Source organism: Lysobacter sp. P5_C4 (genome assembly GCF_054049695.1).
In genome coordinates this window covers 34,794-52,862 of record NZ_JBFULX010000007.1, presented here as the reverse complement: position 1 = coordinate 52,862, position 18,069 = coordinate 34,794, and the positions used below count along the sequence as shown (strand labels likewise).

Genomic DNA, 18,069 nt, shown 5'->3' with positions numbered 1-18,069 from the left:
GAGGGGGGAAGGGGAGCCGATGAACGACCAACGCAGCGCATTGATCGTCGACGACGAGCGCGACATCCGGGAACTGCTCGTGCTCACGCTGGGCCGCATGGGCCTTCGCACCGAGACCGCGTCGAGCCTCAATGAAGCGCGCGCGCTGCTCGCGACGCATCGTTTCGACCTGTGCCTGACCGACATGCGCCTGCCCGACGGCTCGGGCATCGACCTGATTTCCGAAATCTCCGCGCAATACCCGCACACGCCCGTGGCGATGATCACCGCCTTCGGCAACATGGAAGCCGCGGTGGAAGCGCTGAAGGCCGGCGCCTTCGACTTCGTCGCAAAGCCGGTGGATCTCTCGGTGCTGCGCGGGCTGGTGAAGCACGCGCTCGATCTTCCGCAGAAGGGCGCCCGCCGCCCCGCGGGGAGCGCACCGGCCAGTGATGCGCTCGCCACGCGCCTGTACGGCGACTCGCCGGCGATCGTCGCGTTGAAGCAGACGCTGGGCAAAGTGGCGCGCAGCCAGGCGCCGGTGTACATCGCCGGTGAATCGGGCACGGGCAAGGAACTCGTCGCGCGCACGATCCATGAGCAGGGTGCGCGTGCGAGCGGGCCGTTCGTGCCGGTGAACTGCGGCGCGATCCCCGCCGAGCTGATGGAAAGCGAGTTCTTCGGCCACAAGAAAGGCAGCTTCACCGGTGCGCACATCGACAAGCCCGGCCTGTTCCAGGCGGCCGACGGCGGCACGCTGTTCCTCGACGAAGTCGCCGAGTTGCCGCTGCCGATGCAGGTCAAGCTGCTGCGCGCGATCCAGGAGAAGTCGATCCGCCCGGTCGGCGCGAACATCGAAGTGGCGGTCGACGTGCGCATCCTGTCGGCCACGCACAAGGATCTCGCCGGGCAGATCGAGGACGGGCGCTTCCGCCACGATTTGTACTACCGCATCAACGTCATCGAGTTGCGCGTGCCGCCGTTGCGCGAACGCCTCGACGATCTGCCGGGCCTGTCGGCCGCCATCCTGCAACGCCTCTCCGGCCAGCAGGGCCGCCCCTTGCCCGCGCTGACGCCGGACGCGGTGGAAGCGCTGCGCGCCTATCCGTTCCCCGGCAACGTGCGCGAACTGGAAAACATCCTCGAACGCGCGCTCGCGCTCGCCGAAGACGACCGCATCGAAGCCAGCGACCTGCGCCTGCCGGTCTATGGCCCGTCCTCGCCGTCGCCCTCGGCGCAGCGCCCGTCCACGCCGCCACGCGAGCCCGCGCTCCGCGACCCGCGCCAGGCCGACCCGCGCGACAGCATGACCAGCGCCTTGCCCAGCTACATCGAGGAAATCGAGCGCAACGCGATCCAGCAGGCGCTCGAGGACAACCGCTACAACAAGACGAAGGCCGCCGCGCAACTCGGCATCACCTTCCGCGCGCTGCGTTACAAGCTGAAAAAGCTCGGCATCGATTGATGCGCGCGGGCGCGGTGGATGCGGGCGTCGAACGGGCGCCCCGATTCGGCGTGATGCTCGCACTGCTGGCATTGGTGGCCTTCGCGTTGCGCGAGCACTACGTATTGTCGACGATTGTCGATGCGCCGATCCGCGGCGACATCCGCGAGTACGTCGCCTACGCATGGAACCTCGCCGAGCACGGTGTGTTCGGCAAGACGATGCCGCCCGGCGTTCCCGTGCCCGACGACTATCGCGCGCCCGGCTATCCGTGGGTCATCGCCGCGGCGATGAAGGTGTTCGGGCAGGCGCCCGCGTGGGATGCGGCAGGCCCCTGGTATCCGTGGGTCGTGCAATTGCAGGTGCTGCTCGGCACCGCGACCGTCGTGTCCACGGCGCTGCTCGCGCGCCATTGGTTGAGCGCGACATGGGCGATCCTCGCGGGCCTGTTGCTTGCGTGCTGGCCGCACCACGTCGCGGCGACGAATACGTTGTTGACGGAAGTCCTGTTCGGGTGCGTGCTGATGGCGGGGCTGCTTGCCTTCGCACGTGCGTGGACGTCCCGGCGCATTGGGTGGTTCGTCGCGACCGCCGCGCTGTTCGGATTCGCGACCCTCGTCAATCCGGTTGCACTGTTTTTCGTTCCCGGCCTCGCGGCGCTCGTGGCATGGCATGGGCGGAAACGTTCGGCCGTCGTGCTGCTCGCCGTGCTCCTGGTGCCGGTGTTCGCGCTGGGCGTGCGTAACGCGCGCATCGCGAGCCCCGACCAGGCCAGCGGCGGCGACCGCGTGTCGCTGAACTTCGTGCAGGGCTCGTGGCCCGATTACCACGCCGCCGCCCAACGGCTGCGCAGCGGTGATCCGATGGCCATCGCCATCACCCGCGAGATCGACGCCGAACAGCGGACCTTGCACCAGGATGCGTTCGCAGGGCTGGCGCGCATCGGCGCACGGATGTCGGACGCGCCCGTCGCCTACGCGAAGTGGTACGCAAGCAAACCGTGGCGATTGTGGGGGTGGGGCCTGGTCTTCGGCGGGAGCGACATCTCCTTCCTGGAAGTGCGTCGCTCCCCGTTCGATCGCATGGGCGTCTTGCGCGCGCTGCGCGCGGCGTATGCGACGGTCAATCCCCTGCTGACCACGCTTGCGCTGGCGACCGCGCTGGTCCTCGCATGGCGCGGCATGCGACGCGCGGACGCGCTCCCGGCCGCGGCGACGGGCGTCCTCGCCCTGTACCTCACCGCGGTGCACGTCCTCCTGCAGGCCGAACCGCGCTATGCCATCGCCTATCGCGGCATCGAGGCGGTCCTGGTCATGACCGCGCTGGGCTGGGGCGTCGATCGTTTGCGCAAGCGACGGCACCCTTTTGCGCGGTGAACTCGGCCGGCCACGAATGGGTGTGACAAGGCGTGTCACTTTCTGACGCGATGGTTCCGACCAGCGGCAAAAAACCTCGCAAAATCAGTGAATTCGTGATGTTCGACACCCTTCGTTCGGAACGCGTCGGCGTGTCCCCTTTGGCACACAACCTGCGTATCCTTACGAGCACGTGCACCGTTGCACGGCTGCCCGACGGATCCGGAAAAGCCGGGCCTGAACGAGGCACGTGACGTTTAAACACTCCTAGGGGATACACACATGAAGAAGCAACAGGGCTTTACGCTGATCGAACTGATGATCGTGGTCGCCATCATCGCGATCCTGGCCGCCATCGCCATCAGCCAGTACCAGGACTACGTGATCCGTTCGCAGGTGTCGGAAGGCTCGTCGCTCGCCGACGGCACGAAGACCGCGGTCGCCGAGTTCTACAACAACTACGGTCGCTTCCCGGCCGACAACGACTCGTATGGCCTCGCCCCTCCGGGCTCGATCTCCGGCAAGTACGTCTCGCAGGTCGACGCCGCTGGCGGCAAGATCGAAGTGACCTTTGCCAACCAGGCGCACACGGCCATCCAGGCTCAAGGCACCAACACGCTCGTGTTCTCGCCGATCGTCCACGGTGGTTCGATCGAGTGGTCCTGCGACGACAGCGCCGGCACGAGCATTCTGAACAAGTACCGCCCGACCCCCTGCCGCCAGCAGTAATTGCGGTTCAGGTGAAGTCATCGAAGGGCCGCGCAAGCGGCCCTTCTCTTTTGTGAGGGAGGGCACACTCCCTGATGCCGGTCTGGCACGCTGTTTGCGTCATATCCGGTCAGATACCTTACGCATTCATGCCCGAGGGGGGCGCCGCATGAAATCCGACGAGTCCGGTTTCACCTTGATCGAACTGATGATCGTCGTGGCGATCATCGCGATCCTGGCGGCGATCGCCATCGCGCAGTACAAGGACTACGCCATCCGCGCGCAGATCTCCGAAGGCGCGACACTGGCCGACGGCGTCAAGTCGTCCATCGCCGAGTTCTACCAGAACATGGGGCGCTTCGGGGCCGACAACGACTCCTTCGGGCTTGCGCCCCCGGCATCCATCGCGGGTCGCTACGTGGCGCAAGTCGACGCGGCGGGCGGCGTCATCGACGTGACGTTCGGCGGAACCTCCCACGCGGAGATCCAGGGCCGGCACCTGACTTTCTCGCCGATCGTCCACCAGGGCAGCATCGAGTGGGTCTGCAATCGCTCCAACACGCTCGACGAAAAGTACGTGCCGCCGGTCTGCCGCGACAACAACTGATTTCCTGATTCCCGCCCACCCCGTCGCCGACCGCGACGGGGTTTCGCTACGATGCGCCTGCGCCGAAAGCGGCGTTCCGCAGGCGCCGCATGACCCCTCGTTCGTTCCGACCGCAGGACCACCTGGCCCCGCTGGCTTTCGCTGGCGTGCTGTTGCTTGCCTTCCTCGCCTATCGGCCGGGGCTTTCGGGCGGATTCCTGTTCGACGACCTGGTCAACCTGCCGGCGCTCGGCAGGTACGGGCCGATCGATGATGCGCCTGCCTTCTGGCGCTACATCACCTCGGGTGTCGCCGATCCCACGGGGCGGCCGTTTTCGCTGCTGACCTTCCTGCTCGATGCGCGCGACTGGCCCGCGGATGCCGCGCCCTTCCTGCGCACCAACCTGATGCTGCACTTGTTGAACGGCGCGCTGCTGTTCGTGTTGTTGCGCGTGCTGGGCGCGCGCCTGGGCGACGACCGGCGCCCGCGCGACGGCGCGGCGCTGATCGGCGCAGGTCTCTGGGTGCTGCACCCGTTGTTCGTGTCGACGACGCTGTACATCGTGCAGCGCGAAGCGATGTTGCCCGCGACGTTCACGCTGCTCGGGCTGCTGGCGTGGGTGCACGGGCGCGCACGCCTGGCGACGTCGCCGCGCATCGCGTTGGTCTGGATGGTGGGCGCTTTCGGCGCATGCACCGTGCTCGCCGTGGCCAGCAAGGCGAACGGCGCGCTGCTGCCGGTGTTGGCCTGGGTGGTCGACGCGGTGGTGTTGCGTCGAAACGATCCGCCGCAAACCGGTCGTCGCCTGCGCGCGCTGCGCGGCGTGATGCTGATCGTGCCGAGCGTGCTGCTGTTCGCGTGGCTGCTGTCGAAGCTGCCGGCGATGCACGCGCAACTCGCATCGCGCCCGTGGACCGTGGCGCAGCGCCTGCTCACCGAACCCCGCGTGCTGGTCGACTATCTGCAGTTGCTCGCGGTCCCGCGCGTGTTGTCGACCGGGCTGTACAACGATGCCTACGTGGCATCGACGGGGTTTGCGTCGCCCGCGTCGACGTGGCTCGCGATGCTGTTCGTGCTCGGGCTTGTCGCGGCCGCATTCGCGCTGCGTCGCCGCACGCCGGTCCTGGCGTGCGCCGTGCTGTTCTTCTTCGCCGGGCACCTGCTCGAATCGACCGTGCTCGCGCTGGAGTTGTACTACGAGCATCGCAACTACCTGCCGGCCCTGCTGCTCGGCTGGCCGATCGGCCGCGCACTGATGGCGTGGTCGATCCCGGATCGCGCGCGCATTGCGCTGGTGGTGCTGCTCTTCGGCGGGCTGGCGACGATCACCTGGCAACGCGCGTCCCTCTGGGCCCAACAGGAGGAGATGGCGCAGGTGTGGGCGCGCACGAATCCCGCCTCGTCGCGCGCGCAGGCCACGGCGGCGATCTTCGAGAAGGACAGCGGCCACCCCGAGCTTGCCGTCGCCCGCCTGCAGCCTTTGTCGGAACGCGATCCGGCCGACCTCCAGTTGGCGGTGAACCTGGCCGACGCGCGCTGTGCGATGCGCGGCGTCACGCATCGCAACGTCGCTGCCGTCGCGTACGCGTTGCGCAACACCACCGAAAGCAATGCGCTGATGTACCGCTGGTTGACCGATGCGCTCCACACGGCGCGGTCCAACGGCTGCCGCGGCATGAATCTCGAGGCAATGGACGCATGGATCGCCGCCGCCCGCGACAATCCGCATTACGCCGCCCGGCCGCGCCAGCAGGAACTGCATTCGATCGCCGGTGAACTCGCGCTCACGCGCGGGCAACCGGATGCCGCGCGCATCGAGTTCGACCAGGCCCTCGACGCCTGGCCGTCGCCGCAGGCCGCGTTGCAACAAGCCGCGCTGCTCGCCTCCGCCGGTTGCTTCGCGCAGGCGCGCGACCACCTCGATCGTTTCGCCGCGCTGGAAAGCCAGGGAAGCGTGCCGCACCTCGCCCGCCCGAATGGCGCCATGCCCATGCTTCACGAAACGGTGCTGCAAAAGCAGCGCTACTGGACCAACGCACTCGTGCGCATGCGCGCCACCCTCGAAGACGACCTGCGCCAGCACGGCGCCAAGCGATGCCGATGACACACATGCGTTTCCCCGCTTTCAACCGTAAGTGGCTCGTGCTGATCGCGCTGCCCCTCCTCGTGCTCGCCCTTTACTGGCCCGGCCTGTTCGGCGGCTTCGTGTTCGACGATTACCCGAACATCGTGGAGAACCCGACGCTCAAGCTCGACACGCTGGACGGGCCCGCGTGGCGCGCGGCGGCGTTCTCCTCGGATGCCGGCAGCCTGCAGCGTCCGATCTCGATGCTCAGCTTCGCGGTCAACACGTATTTCGCGGGCATGGATTCGGTCGCGATGAAGGCGACCAACGTCGTCATTCACGGCATCAATGCGCTGCTGGTGCTGGGCCTGGTGCAACTGTTGTTCGCGCTCGCCGCGCCCGGCGTCGACGCGCGGCGCCGCACGTGGGCCGCGGCCTTCGTCGCCGTCGCATGGGCGGTGCATCCGATCAACACGATGGGCGTGCTGTACGTCGTGCAGCGCATGGAAAGCCTGGCGCATACGTTCGTGTTCGCGGGCTTGTGGCTGTACCTGGTCGGGCGCCAGCGGCAACTGGTGGGCGAAAGCGGGCGCTGGTGGATCGCGGCCGGCCTGTTCGGCTGCACCGCGCTGGGCATCCTGTGCAAGGAGTCGGCGGTGTTGTTGCCGCTCTACGCGTGGCTCGCCGAAGCGTGCATCCCGGCGCTGCGCAATTCGCCGCAGAAGGGCGACGTGCGCAAGTTGTTCGCGGCCGTGTTGTGGCTGCCGATGATCGCCGGCCTGGTCTGGCTGTTTCCGCGGGTGACCTCGCCGCGCGCGTTCATCACCCGCGATTTCAGCCTCGCCGAGCGGCTGCTGACCGAAGGTCGCGTCCTCGTCGATTACCTCCGCTGGACGGTGGCGCCGCCACTGCGTGAGTTGACGCTCTACCACGACGATTACATCGTCTCGCGCGGCTGGATGTCGCCACCCTCGACGTTGTATGCGCTGCTGGCGCTCGCCGCGCTTGCAGGGTTCGCATGGTGGTTGCGTGCGCGCCGGCCGCTCATGGCGCTCGGCATCCTGTGGTTCTTCGCCGCGCAGGCGTTGACGGCCACCGTCGTGCCGCTGGAACTGGTGTACGAACATCGCAACTACTTCGCCTCGATGGGCGTGCTGCTGGCGATCGCCGACCTGTTGCTGCTCCTGCCGCGCGAGAACATGCGGCGCATCGGCGCCCTCGTCGCAATCCTGCTCACGCTGGGGTACGGCGGCACGACGCACCTGCGCGCGCGGGAATGGTCCGATCCCCTGCGCTTCGCCGCGAGCGAAGCCAACAAGCGCCCGGCGTCGCCGCGTTCGACCTACGGCTACGGCCGCATGCTGGTGATCGCTTCGAAGTACCAGCCCGACTCGCCGTACGTCGAACCTGCCGTCAAGGAACTCGAACGCGCGATCGCCCTGCCCAAGAGCGGCATCCTCCCGCACAGCGCGCTGCTGCTGCTGGCCGCGCATGCGCAGCTGCCGCAGAAGGACGCGTGGTGGACCGATTTGACCGAGCGCTTGCGCAAGGGCCCCATCGGCCCGCAGGAAGTGAACGCCGTGGGCAGCATCATGCGTTGCGCGCGCAACGGGGAATGCAGCTTCTCGCAACCGCACATGGTCGCGATGTTCGAGGCCGCGCTCACGCGCCCGAATGCCGACATGCAGACGATGTACGCCGACTACACCCTCAACGTGCTGCATGACTCCGAACGGGCGTTGGCATTGTTCGAAGGCGTGATCCCGATGCGGCCGAACGAATCGCAGTACCGGATCAACCTGGCCAAGGTCCAGATTTCGCTGGGCAAGCGCGAAGCGGCGCTCAAGGAAATCGCGACGCTGCGCGAACTCGGCAAGTTCGGCGAGAACGAGGCGGCCGCCCAGGACCTCGAACGTCGCCTCGGCCTTCCGCCCGGCGGTCCCGCGCAATGATCCGAGCGCCCCGCCATGGGTTGTGGTCCGGTTCGGCGATCTACCTGGTCTCGAACATCTGCAATGCCGCGATCCCGTTCCTGCTGCTGCCGATCCTGACGCGCTGGCTCGGCACGACGGCCTACGGGCAGGTCGCGATGTTCCAGACGCTGCTCGGTGCGCTCGCGGCGGTCGTGGGCCTCAACGTGGTCGGCGCGGCGAGTCGCAAGGCGTTCGACAAACACGTCTCGCACGAAGCACTGGCCGGTTTCCTCGGCGCTTGCGTGCACATCGTGGTGTTGTCCACGCTCGCGGTGCTGGCGCTGATCGTGATGGTGCGCGAACCGCTCGCGCAGTGGTTGGGCCTGGAAACGCGCTGGGTGTTCGCCGCCGTGCTCGTGTCCGCGGGCCTTGTGATCGTGAACCTGCGCCTGGGCCAGTGGCAGGTCGCAGGACAGGCGAAGCAATACGGGGCGATGCAGGTCGGGCAGACGCTGGCGAACATGGTGTTCTCGCTGCTGTTCGTCGTCGTATTCATGCTCGGGGCGGCCGGTCGCATCGGCGCGCAGGTCCTGGTCGTGCCCGCGTGCGCGGTGATCGCGCTGGTGCTCCTGCGCAGGGACCGCCTGCTCTCGCTGCGCTGGCGCCGCGAAGACGTTCGCGAAGCCCTCGCTTTCGGCATACCGCTGGTGCCGCACGTCGCGGGCCTGTTCGTCCTCAACGCGGCCGACCGCCTGGTCATCAACAAGGACCTCGGCCTCGCGCAGGCGGGCATCTACATGGTCGCCGTGCAGATCACGATGGCGATGGCGATCGTGTTCGACGCGATCAATCGCGCCTACGTGCCGTGGTTGTTCGCCCGCCTCGCCGAAGACGACCCCGCCGACAAGCGCACCATCGTGCGCGGTACGTATGCGGGTTTCGCGGGTGCGCTGGCGCTGGCGGGGCTCGCGTTCCTCGTCGGCCCGCCCGTCACGCGCTGGCTGGCGGGCGATGCATTCGAAGGCGCGGGCGCCGTGGTGGGCTGGCTCGCGCTCGGGCAGGCCTTCGCGGGGATGTACCTGCTGGTCACCAATTACCTGTTCTTCGCCCGCCGCACCGGCCTGCTCTCGATGGCCACCGTGGCGGCCGGCGCCCTGCACATCACGTTGCTGCTCGTGCTGGTGCCGCGCCACGGCTTGCAGGGCGCCGCGTGGTCCTTCGCCACCGCCATGGGGGTCCGATTCCTCCTGACGTGGGTCGTGGCGCAGAAATCGCACCCGATGCCGTGGTTCAATGCGCGCAAAGTCGGAAGCGCCCCGGGGAGCGCGGAATGAAGATCCTGGTTACCGGGGCGGACGGATTCATCGGTTCGCACCTCACCGAACGCCTCGTCGGCCTCGGCCACGACGTACGGGCGCTCGCGCAATACAACTCGTTCAACAGCTGGGGCTGGCTGGACGACGTGCCGTGCCGCGACGCCATCGACGTGGTCACCGGCGACATCCGCGACCCGCATTTCTGCCGGCGCATCGTCGAGGGCGTGGACACGGTCTACCACCTCGCCGCGCTGATCGCGATCCCGTATTCGTACGTCGCGCCCGCCAGCTACGTCGACACCAACATCACCGGCACGCTCAACATCTGCCAGGCGGCGATGGACAAGGGCGTCTCGCGCGTGGTGGCCACTTCCACCAGCGAGGTCTACGGCACCGCGCAATACGTGCCGATCGACGAAGCGCATCCGCTGCAACCGCAATCGCCCTACAGCGCGTCGAAGATCGCGGCCGATGCGCTCGCGATGAGCTTCCACAACGCGTTCGAACTGCCGTTGACGATCGCGCGTCCGTTCAACACCTTCGGCCCGCGCCAATCCGCGCGCGCGGTGATCCCCACGATCATCGGCCAGATCGCCGCTGGCGAGCGCGTCATCCGCCTAGGCGATGTGTCGCCGACGCGCGATTTCAATTACGTCGCCGATACGTGCGACGGCTTGATCGCGCTGGCGAACAGCGACCGAACGATCGGCGAAACGGTCAACATCGGTTCCAACCGCGAGATCTCGATTGCCGACACGCTGGCGCTCGTGCGCGAACTGATGAACAGCGACGTCGAATTCGTGAGCGAAGCCGAACGCCTGCGCCCGGCCAACTCCGAAGTCTTCCGCCTGTGGTGCGACAACACCAAGATCGCCGCGCTCACGGGCTGGGCGCCGGCATGGAGCCTGCGCGACGGCCTGCAGGCGACGATCGACTGGTTCGTGCAGCCGGCCAACCTCGCGCGCTACAAGACGGGAATCTACAACCTGTGAACGGCGGATCGCTCCAGCGCCTCATCGACTTCGTGCAGCACGAATACGGCACGCACGACGCCATCCCGCTGCACGGCCCGACCTTCGGTGGGCGCGAGCGCGAATACGTCGTCGATTGCATCGATTCGACCTTCGTTTCGAGCGTCGGCCAATACGTGGGCCGCTTCGAACGCGAGATCGGCGCCTACACCGGCAGCACGGGCGCCATCGCGACGGTCAACGGCACCGCCGCGCTGCACATCGCGCTGCTGCTCGCCGGCGTGCAACGCGGCGATCGCGTGATCACGCAGCCGCTCACCTTCATCGGCACCGTCAACGCGATCGCGTATTGCGACGCGCAGCCGGTGTTCGTCGACGTCGACCGCCGCACGCTCGGCATGTCGCCCCAGGCCTTGTCCGAATGGCTCGACGCGAATGCGTTCGTCGACGACACGGGCACGTGCCGCATGCGCGATGGCGACGATGCGATCCGCGCGTGCCTGCCGATGCATACCTTCGGCCATCCCTGCGACGTCGATGCGCTGATCGCGGTCTGCGAACGCTGGAAGATCACGCTCGTCGAAGACGCGGCCGAATCGATGGGCAGCTTCTACAAGCAACGGCACACCGGCACGTTCGGCCCGATCGGCACGCTGAGCTTCAACGGCAACAAGGTGCTCACCACCGGCGGCGGCGGCATGATCCTGTGCCGCGACCCCGACCTGGCTGCGCACGCCAAGCACCTGACGACGACGGCCAAGCGCCCGCATGCCTTCGAGTTCGTGCACGACGAGCTCGGCTACAACTACCGCATGCCGAACATTAACGCCGCGCTCGGTTGCGCGCAGCTGGAACAACTCGAAGGCTTCATCGCCGCCAAGCGCGCGCTCGCCGCGGGCTACGCCGAACTGCTGGCGGGCAGCGAATGGCAGTTCTTCGTCGAGGCCGCGGATCGTCGTTCGAACTATTGGCTCAACGCCGTGATCTGCGAAGACCGCGACGCGCGCGATGCGCTGCTGAAGCAGACCAACGACCGCGGCGTGGGCACGCGCCCGGTGTGGACGCTGATGCACCACATGCCGATGTACGCCAACTGCGTGCGCGGCGACGTGTCGAACGCCGAGTTCCTGGAATCCCGCATCGTGAACCTCCCCAGCAGCGTGACGGTGGGGGAGGCGGAGGCGGCCTGATGACGGACTTCGGTATCTTCGGTACGTCGGGATTCGCGCGTGAAACGGGCGACATTGCCCACGCGCTCGGATTGCGTCCGATCTATATCGCGCGCGACGCCGACGAGCGCAATGCATGGACCGCGCCGGACGAGGTCATCCTGCAAAGCGAAGTGCAGCGTTTTGGTCATCTCACGTGCGCCATCGGCATCGGCGACAACAAGGTCCGGCAACGGCTCGCTTCCGAACTCACCGGCATGGTCGCGTTCGGAAGCCTGATCCATCCGTCCGCCACCTTCGGTCACCGCCAACGCGAAGTCGTCGAGGCCGGCACGGGTGTCATCGTGTGCGCCGGCGTTCGGATGACGAACAACATCGCCGTCGGCGATTTCACGATCTTCAACTTGAATGCGACGGTCGGCCACGATGTGGCGATCGATGACTTCGTCAACGTGGCACCCGGCGCCTGCATCTCCGGCAATGTGCACCTGGGGGCCCGCTGCTGGATCGGCACGGGCGCTGCCATCAACCAGGGCACGCCTGCCGAGCCGCTGCGCATCGGTGCCGATACCGTGATCGGCTCCGGGGCCGTGGTCGTCGCGAACTGCGAAGCCGGCGCCACGTACGTGGGCGTTCCGGCGAGGAAGATCCGATGAGGACGCTGATCATCGCCGAGGCCGGCGTGAACCATAACGGCGACCTCGCACTGGCGCGAAAGCTCGTGGCCGCGGCGGCGGCTGCAGGTGCCGACCTGGTCAAGTTCCAGACCTTCGTCGCTGGCCGCAGCATCGCCGCCTCCGCGCCGAAGGCCCGCTACCAGGAAGACGGCAGCGGCGAAAGCCAGTACGAGATGGTGCGCAAGCTCGAGCTCTCGCGCAGCGACCATGAAGCGCTCATCGACGAATGTCGCGCGCACGGCATCGGGTTCTTCTCCACGGCATTCGATGTCGACAGCTTCGCGCTGCTCGAAGACCTCGGCCTGACCCTGGTCAAGATTCCTTCCGGCGAGATCACCAACTTGCCGTTGATGCAGCGGATGGCCCGGAGCGGCCACCCCATCCTGCTGTCGACAGGCATGTCGACCCTGGGCGAGATCGACGCGGCGCTCGACGTCATCGAACAGGCCGGAACGCCGCGTGCACGGGTGACGCTGCTTCACTGCAACACCGCCTACCCGACGCCGGCGGACGACGTGAACCTTCGCGCCATGGCCTCGCTGAAGGCCGCCTTCGGCCTCGAGGTCGGCTACTCGGACCACACCATCGGCATCGAAATGCCGATCGCCGCCGTCGCGCTCGGCGCCACGGTGATCGAAAAGCACTTCACGCTCGACCGCGGCCTGCCGGGCCCCGACCATCGAGCGAGCCTGGAGCCCGCCGAATTCGAAGCCATGGTGCGTGCGATACGCAACGTCGAGCGCGCGCTCGGCGACGGCGTGAAACGCCCCACCGCCAGTGAATTCGAGAATCGCGCGATCGCGCGCAAGTCGCTCGTGGCCAGCCGCGCGATCCAGGCCGGCGAACGCTTCAGCGCCGACAACCTCACCGCGAAGCGGCCGGGGACCGGGATTTCGCCGATGCACTGGGACGACGTCATCGGCCGCGCGGCACCGCGCGATTTCGCACCGGATGAGTTGATCGAGCTTTGAACCGCAGGATCTGCATCGTCACCGGTACGCGCGCCGACTTCGGCCTGCTGCTCGGCGTGATCCAGGGCGTCGCGCGCGATCCGTCGCTGACCTTGCAGCTCGTCGCCTCCGGCACGCATTTGTCCGATGCGCACGGCCGCACGCTGCGCGAGATCATCGATGCCGGCTACACGCCCGATGCGCTCGTCGATCTCGCGCTGGGCGACGACACGCCCGTCGACATCGCGCACGCGATGGCAAACGCCACCGCGGGCATGGCGGATGCATTCGCGCGGCTGTCCCCCGACGTGATCGTGCTGCTCGGCGATCGCTACGAGATCCTCGCAGCCGCGTCCGCCGCGCTGGTCGCCTGCATTCCCGTGATGCACCTGCACGGGGGCGAAGTAACCGAGGGCGCGGTCGACGACGCGATCCGCCATGCGGTGACGAAGCTCTCGCACCTGCATTGCGTCGCGACCGACGATGCGCACGCGCGCGTGCTGCAACTGGGCGAAGCGCCGGATCGCGTGTTCCTCGTCGGTGGCCTTGGCGCCGATGCGATCAAGCGCCTGCCGCTGCTGTCGCGCGCGGATCTCGAAGCGAGCCTCGGCTTCCCGCTGCTGGATCGCAATCTGTTGGTGACCTTCCATCCGGTGACGCTCGAGGCCGAGGCGTCGCTTTCGCAACTCGATGCATTGCTCGATGCACTCGCGCCGCTGCAGGACACGCGCCTGATCTTCACGCTGCCGAACGCCGATGCCGGCAATCGCGCGATCGCCGATCGCATCGCCCCCTTCGTCGCCGCGCATTCGAATGCCCGTGCCGTCGCGTCGCTCGGGCAGTTGCGTTACCTGTCCTGCGCCCGCCAGGTCGACGCGGTGGTCGGAAATTCGTCGAGCGGCGTCGCCGAAGCGCCGAGCCTGGGCGTGGCGACCATCGACATCGGCGACCGCCAGGCCGGGCGACCGCGCGCGAGCAGCGTGGTGCATTGCGAGCCCACACGCGACGCCATCGAGGGCGCTCTGCGCACGGTCTACGACCCGGCGTTCCGCGCAAGCCTGCAAGACACGCGCAATCCCTACGGCGACGGTGGCGCCGCCGAACGCATCGTGCGCGTGCTCGCGACGCATCCGCTGGAGGGCCTGGCGCGCAAGCGGTTCCGCGACCTCGACTGCGCGCCCGTGCATGGAGACAAGCGATGAAGGATTGGCAACAGGTCCTCGTCGCACCCGACGACACCATCGAGTCGGCCGTGCGCGTGCTGGACAAGGGCGCGCTGCGCATCGCGCTGGTCGTCGACGGCGATCGACGCTTGCTCGGTACGATCACCGACGGCGACGTGCGCCGCGGTTTGCTGCGCCGCTTGTCGCTCGATGGCGCGGTGTCGCAGATCATGTGCGAAACCCCGACCGTCGCCGAGCCGGGCACGCCGCGCGCCGATTGCCTGTCGCTGATGGAGCGCAGCCAACTGCTGCACCTGCCGATCGTCGACGACGCCGGCGTGCTCGTTGGCCTGGAAACACTCGACGGCCTGCTGCAGCCGCCGCGTCGCGACAATCCGGTGTTCCTGATGGCCGGCGGCTTCGGCACACGTTTGCATCCGATGACGCAGCACGTGCCCAAGCCCTTGCTGAAGGTCGGCAAGAAGCCGCTGCTCGAGCACATCCTCGACAGCCTGATCGGCCAGGGCTTCCATCGCTTTTACATCTCGCTGCATTACATGCCGGAGATGATCCGCGCGCATTTCGGCGACGGCAGCCAGTGGGGCGTGCAGATCCAGTACGTGCAGGAAGAGACACCGTTGGGCACCGCGGGTGCGCTGGGCTTGCTGCCGCATGCGGAGATCGATGCGCCGCTGCTGATGTTGAACGGCGATCTGCTGACGACGCTCGACTACGGCGAGCTCCTCGAATTCCACGCATCGCACGCCGGTGCCGCGACCTTGTGCGTCTCGCGCTACGAGCATCGCGTGCCTTACGGCGTCGTCGTCAGCGACGATCACGTGGTGCGTTCGATCGAAGAGAAGCCGGCGCACGCCTGGTTCATCAATGCCGGCATCTACGTGCTCTCGCCTGCACTCGTTCGTCGCGTTCCCGCGGGCCAGCGCCTCGACATGCCGGAGCTGATCTCGCGCGAGATCGCCGAAGGCGGCGGCGTGACGGCGTTCCCGCTGCGCGAGTACTGGCTCGACGTCGGGCGCATGGCCGAGTTCGAGAAGGCGCAGCAGGACGTGGGAGCGTTGTTCGGTGAGTGACGGCACCGGCACGCTCGCGATCATTCCCGCGCGCGCGGGCAGCGTGCGTTTGCCCGGCAAGAACCTGCGCCTGCTCGGCGGCAAGCCGATGATCGCGTGGACGATCGAAGCGGCGCTCGCGAGTGCGTCGATCGATGCGGTCCTGGTCACCTCCGACTCCGACGCCGTGCTTGCGCTTGCGCGCGAAATGGGCGCGCACCATGTGATGCGTCGTCCCGAAGCGCTCGCGACGAGCACCGCGACGTCGGCCGATGTCGTCGCGCATGCCCTCGACACGGGCACCGGTCACGCCAGCTTCTGCCTGCTCCAACCCACATCGCCGTTGCGCGCCGTCGAAGACATCGAGGGCGCGCTCGCCTTGCATCGCAGCGCGATGCGGCCCGTCGTCTCCGTGTGCGAAACGCCCCATCCACTGGCGTGGTGCGTGGGCGTGGGCGACGACGGCGTCGTCGAGCCGATCGATGCGTCGTTCCCGGCGCTCGCGTACACGTTCAACGGGGCGATCTATGCGCTGGCGGTCGCGGGCTTCCGCGCCGATGCGCGCTTCACGCCGCCGGGCACGCTGGCGTACCGCATGCCACGGGATCGCTCGGTCGACGTCGACACGCTCCAGGACTTCCTGCTGTGCGAAGCGCTCCTGCAGGCCGGGAGTCGTTCGGTTTGAACCTCGTCCTCGTTTCGACGCCGTTCCAGGCCTTGGTCGCAGCCAGTGTGCTGCAGGCCGAAGGCGTCGCCGATTACGACCTCGTCTATTCCGCGCGCACGGACGTGCCCGCGCATCGCCACTATTTCGCGAAGCTCGCCGCGCATGCACGCCATGCGGTGTACGCGGCGGATGTCCGCGCGCCGACGGCACTGCTGCGCCACGCGTTGCGCCGTGTGCGCCTGCGGCGCTTCCGCGCCGCCGCGTACGACACGATTTTCCTGGCTAACATCGACAGCCTGCTCTTCCGCGACCTCGTCGGCCGCCATCCGCGCGCGCGCATCGTCACCTTCGACGATGGCGCCGCGAACGTGTTCACGTCGAGCCAGTTGCACCGCGCCGCTTCGCCCGCCGAGCGGCGCGTGGGCGTCGTGCTGGGCATTCCGACGATCGACGCGTTGCGCGCCCGCATCGGTGTCCATCGCACGGTCTATCCCGGCTTCGACAACATCGTCGAGGCGGGCCGGATTCGACCGCTTGCGCTGTTCGAAACAGGCCAGGCGCGCAAGCAGCAGGGCCAGGCCACCTTCTTCCTCGGGCAGCCGTACGAAGAGGCGCAGACCGCTGGAACGCTGGACGCCTCGGGTGTGGAGAAGCTGCGCGCGTGGCTGGCGGCCAACCCCGTCGATTATTATCTTGCGCACCCCCGGGAAACCGCGCCGCTCGCGACGCACGCCCGGGTGGAGCGTTCGCAGGATGTCGCCGAAGAACAGATCTTCGTGCTGGCGGGCGATGCGCGGCCCAGGCTGTTCGGTTGGTTCACTTCGGTGCTGCTCAACGTGCCCGCCGGGCAGGCCGACAAGGTTTATCTCTCGGTCGGCGATGGGCCCACCGAGGCAGAAAGGATCCGTTTGATGCAACGCGCCGGCTGTTCGATCCACCATGTCTGAAACCCTCATCGTCGGCGCCGGCTACGCCGGCAGCGTCGTCGCCCGCGAACTCGCCGATGCCGGCAAGCGCGTGCGCGTCATCGACAAGCGGCCGCACATCGCGGGCAATGCATTCGACGAGCTCGACGCGCACGGCGTCCTCGTGCATCGCTACGGGCCGCACATCTTCCACACCAACGCCGAGCGCATCTCGGAGTGGTTGTCGCGGTTCACGCAATGGCGCGCCTACGAACACCGCGTGCGTGGTGTCGTCGACGGGCGCGAGTATCCCTTCCCGATCAATCGCGACACGCTCAACGCGTTGTACGGACTGGAGCTCGACGAAGCCGGCGCGGAGGCCTTCTTCGAACGCGTGCGCGAGCCGCGCGAACCGGTGCGCACCAGCGAAGACGTCGTGCTCAACAGCGTCGGCCGCGACCTGTACGAGAAATTCTTCCTGCACTACACGCGCAAGCAGTGGGGCCTGGACCCGTCCGAATTGAAGGCCGGCGTCGCCGCGCGCATCCCGGTGCGCACCAACACCGACGATCGGTATTTCACCGATACCTTCCAGGCGATGCCGAAGTTCGGGTACGCGAAGATGTTCGAGGCGATCCTCGATCATCCGAACATCCGCGTCGAGCTCGACGTCGACTTCGAGGACGTGCGCCGGCGCGGCGGATTCGCGCACACGGTGTACACCGGCCCGATCGACGCCTATTTCCATCATTGCCACGGCCGGCTGCCGTATCGTTCGCTGCGCTTCGCGCACGAGCATCTGCCGGACGTCGCGCAGTATCAATCGGTCGGCACGGTCAACTATCCGAACGACCACGCCTATACGCGCATCACCGAGTTCAAGCACCTGACGGGCCAGCAGCACGCGGGCACGTCGATCGTGCGCGAGTATCCGCAGGCCGACGGCGACCCGTACTACCCGATCCCGCGCACCGAAAACGAACTGTTGTTCAAGCGTTACGAGGCGATGGGCGCGGACGAACGCGACGTCACCTTCGTGGGCCGCCTTGCGCAATACCGCTACTACAACATGGACCAGGTGGTCGGCGCGGCGCTCGCCGCGGTCCGCCGCCTGCTGGACTGATCCGACG

At 67.5% G+C, this 18,069-nt stretch carries 16 protein-coding genes; all 16 read left to right on the top strand.

All coding sequences use genetic code 11. From position 1 onward, the window contains the following. Positions 1-19 precede the first annotated feature (19 nt). The 16 genes from ACXJJ8_RS14855 to glf all read left to right on the top strand — a co-directional run bounded on the left by ACXJJ8_RS14855 (position 20) and on the right by glf (position 18,062). Complete coding sequence (locus tag ACXJJ8_RS14855; RefSeq protein ID WP_499031616.1) at positions 20-1,444, top strand: sigma-54-dependent transcriptional regulator; 1,425 nt, start codon at positions 20-22, stop codon at positions 1,442-1,444. Next, entirely contained in the window at positions 1,444-2,799 is a 1,356-nt protein-coding gene (locus tag ACXJJ8_RS14850) for an ArnT family glycosyltransferase (protein ID WP_499031614.1), read from the top strand. Before ACXJJ8_RS14855 ends, ACXJJ8_RS14850 begins: the two co-directional genes overlap by 1 nt. A gap of 261 nt (positions 2,800-3,060) precedes the next feature. Next, positions 3,061-3,507, top strand: coding sequence for a pilin (locus ACXJJ8_RS14845; RefSeq protein ID WP_499031611.1), 447 nt, complete (start codon positions 3,061-3,063; stop codon positions 3,505-3,507). A 148-nt stretch (positions 3,508-3,655) separates the two neighbouring features. Then, positions 3,656-4,093, top strand: a complete 438-nt coding sequence (locus ACXJJ8_RS14840) for a pilin (RefSeq protein WP_499031608.1) — start codon at positions 3,656-3,658, stop codon at positions 4,091-4,093. An 89-nt stretch (positions 4,094-4,182) separates the two neighbouring features. After that, positions 4,183-6,177, top strand: a complete 1,995-nt coding sequence (locus tag ACXJJ8_RS14835; protein WP_499031606.1) for a tetratricopeptide repeat protein — start codon at positions 4,183-4,185, stop codon at positions 6,175-6,177. A 5-nt stretch (positions 6,178-6,182) separates the two neighbouring features. Next, positions 6,183-8,090, top strand: a complete 1,908-nt coding sequence (locus tag ACXJJ8_RS14830; protein WP_499031603.1) for a tetratricopeptide repeat protein — start codon at positions 6,183-6,185, stop codon at positions 8,088-8,090. Then, on the top strand, positions 8,087-9,385 hold the full coding sequence (locus ACXJJ8_RS14825) for a lipopolysaccharide biosynthesis protein (protein WP_499031600.1): 1,299 nt from the start codon (positions 8,087-8,089) through the stop codon (positions 9,383-9,385). The genes ACXJJ8_RS14830 and ACXJJ8_RS14825 overlap by 4 nt, the downstream gene beginning before the upstream one ends. Next, positions 9,382-10,359: an NAD-dependent 4,6-dehydratase LegB gene (locus tag ACXJJ8_RS14820; protein WP_499031597.1), complete on the top strand. Its 978-nt coding sequence runs from the start codon at positions 9,382-9,384 to the stop codon at positions 10,357-10,359. The genes ACXJJ8_RS14825 and ACXJJ8_RS14820 overlap by 4 nt, the downstream gene beginning before the upstream one ends. Further along, positions 10,356-11,528 carry a LegC family aminotransferase gene (locus tag ACXJJ8_RS14815; protein ID WP_499031595.1) on the top strand — a complete coding sequence of 391 codons (1,173 nt, stop codon included), beginning with the start codon at positions 10,356-10,358 and terminating at the stop codon, positions 11,526-11,528. Before ACXJJ8_RS14820 ends, ACXJJ8_RS14815 begins: the two co-directional genes overlap by 4 nt. Further along, the gene (locus ACXJJ8_RS14810; protein ID WP_499031593.1) at positions 11,528-12,163 is read left to right on the top strand and encodes a PglD-related sugar-binding protein; all 636 of its coding nucleotides are present in this window, start codon (positions 11,528-11,530) and stop codon (positions 12,161-12,163) included. Before ACXJJ8_RS14815 ends, ACXJJ8_RS14810 begins: the two co-directional genes overlap by 1 nt. Further along, positions 12,160-13,155 (top strand): N-acetylneuraminate synthase, encoded by a 996-nt coding sequence (neuB, locus tag ACXJJ8_RS14805; protein WP_499031591.1) that lies wholly within the window; start codon positions 12,160-12,162, stop codon positions 13,153-13,155. The genes ACXJJ8_RS14810 and neuB overlap by 4 nt, the downstream gene beginning before the upstream one ends. Then, complete coding sequence (gene neuC, locus ACXJJ8_RS14800; protein WP_499031589.1) at positions 13,152-14,336, top strand: UDP-N-acetylglucosamine 2-epimerase; 1,185 nt, start codon at positions 13,152-13,154, stop codon at positions 14,334-14,336. Before neuB ends, neuC begins: the two co-directional genes overlap by 4 nt. Next, positions 14,333-15,388, top strand: coding sequence for a nucleotidyltransferase family protein (locus ACXJJ8_RS14795; RefSeq protein WP_499031586.1), 1,056 nt, complete (start codon positions 14,333-14,335; stop codon positions 15,386-15,388). The genes neuC and ACXJJ8_RS14795 overlap by 4 nt, the downstream gene beginning before the upstream one ends. After that, a complete protein-coding gene (locus ACXJJ8_RS14790; RefSeq protein ID WP_499031584.1) occupies positions 15,381-16,052 on the top strand; it encodes an acylneuraminate cytidylyltransferase family protein in 672 nt (223 codons plus the stop codon). Before ACXJJ8_RS14795 ends, ACXJJ8_RS14790 begins: the two co-directional genes overlap by 8 nt. Continuing rightward, positions 16,049-16,981: a glycosyltransferase family 52 gene (locus ACXJJ8_RS14785; protein WP_499031581.1), complete on the top strand. Its 933-nt coding sequence runs from the start codon at positions 16,049-16,051 to the stop codon at positions 16,979-16,981. The genes ACXJJ8_RS14790 and ACXJJ8_RS14785 overlap by 4 nt, the downstream gene beginning before the upstream one ends. Then, on the top strand, positions 16,974-18,062 hold the full coding sequence (gene glf, locus ACXJJ8_RS14780) for a UDP-galactopyranose mutase (protein ID WP_499031578.1): 1,089 nt from the start codon (positions 16,974-16,976) through the stop codon (positions 18,060-18,062). The genes ACXJJ8_RS14785 and glf overlap by 8 nt, the downstream gene beginning before the upstream one ends. Positions 18,063-18,069: the final 7 nt, after the last annotated feature.

Excerpts from the sequence above, each read along its gene's own strand:
- ACXJJ8_RS14820 (WP_499031597.1), top strand. The coding sequence starts at position 9,382 with ATGAAGATCCTGGTTACCGGGGCGGACGGATTCATCGGTTCGCACCTC.
- ACXJJ8_RS14825 (WP_499031600.1), top strand. The coding sequence starts at position 8,087 with ATGATCCGAGCGCCCCGCCATGGGTTGTGGTCCGGTTCGGCGATCTAC.
- glf (WP_499031578.1), top strand. The coding sequence starts at position 16,974 with ATGTCTGAAACCCTCATCGTCGGCGCCGGCTACGCCGGCAGCGTCGTC.
- ACXJJ8_RS14810 (WP_499031593.1), top strand. The coding sequence starts at position 11,528 with ATGACGGACTTCGGTATCTTCGGTACGTCGGGATTCGCGCGTGAAACG.
- ACXJJ8_RS14835 (WP_499031606.1), top strand. The coding sequence starts at position 4,183 with ATGACCCCTCGTTCGTTCCGACCGCAGGACCACCTGGCCCCGCTGGCT.
- neuB (WP_499031591.1), top strand. The coding sequence starts at position 12,160 with ATGAGGACGCTGATCATCGCCGAGGCCGGCGTGAACCATAACGGCGAC.
- ACXJJ8_RS14855 (WP_499031616.1), top strand. The coding sequence starts at position 20 with ATGAACGACCAACGCAGCGCATTGATCGTCGACGACGAGCGCGACATC.
- ACXJJ8_RS14830 (WP_499031603.1), top strand. The coding sequence starts at position 6,183 with ATGCGTTTCCCCGCTTTCAACCGTAAGTGGCTCGTGCTGATCGCGCTG.
- ACXJJ8_RS14850 (WP_499031614.1), top strand. The coding sequence starts at position 1,444 with ATGCGCGCGGGCGCGGTGGATGCGGGCGTCGAACGGGCGCCCCGATTC.
- ACXJJ8_RS14840 (WP_499031608.1), top strand. The coding sequence starts at position 3,656 with ATGAAATCCGACGAGTCCGGTTTCACCTTGATCGAACTGATGATCGTC.
- ACXJJ8_RS14845 (WP_499031611.1), top strand. The coding sequence starts at position 3,061 with ATGAAGAAGCAACAGGGCTTTACGCTGATCGAACTGATGATCGTGGTC.
- ACXJJ8_RS14795 (WP_499031586.1), top strand. The coding sequence starts at position 14,333 with ATGAAGGATTGGCAACAGGTCCTCGTCGCACCCGACGACACCATCGAG.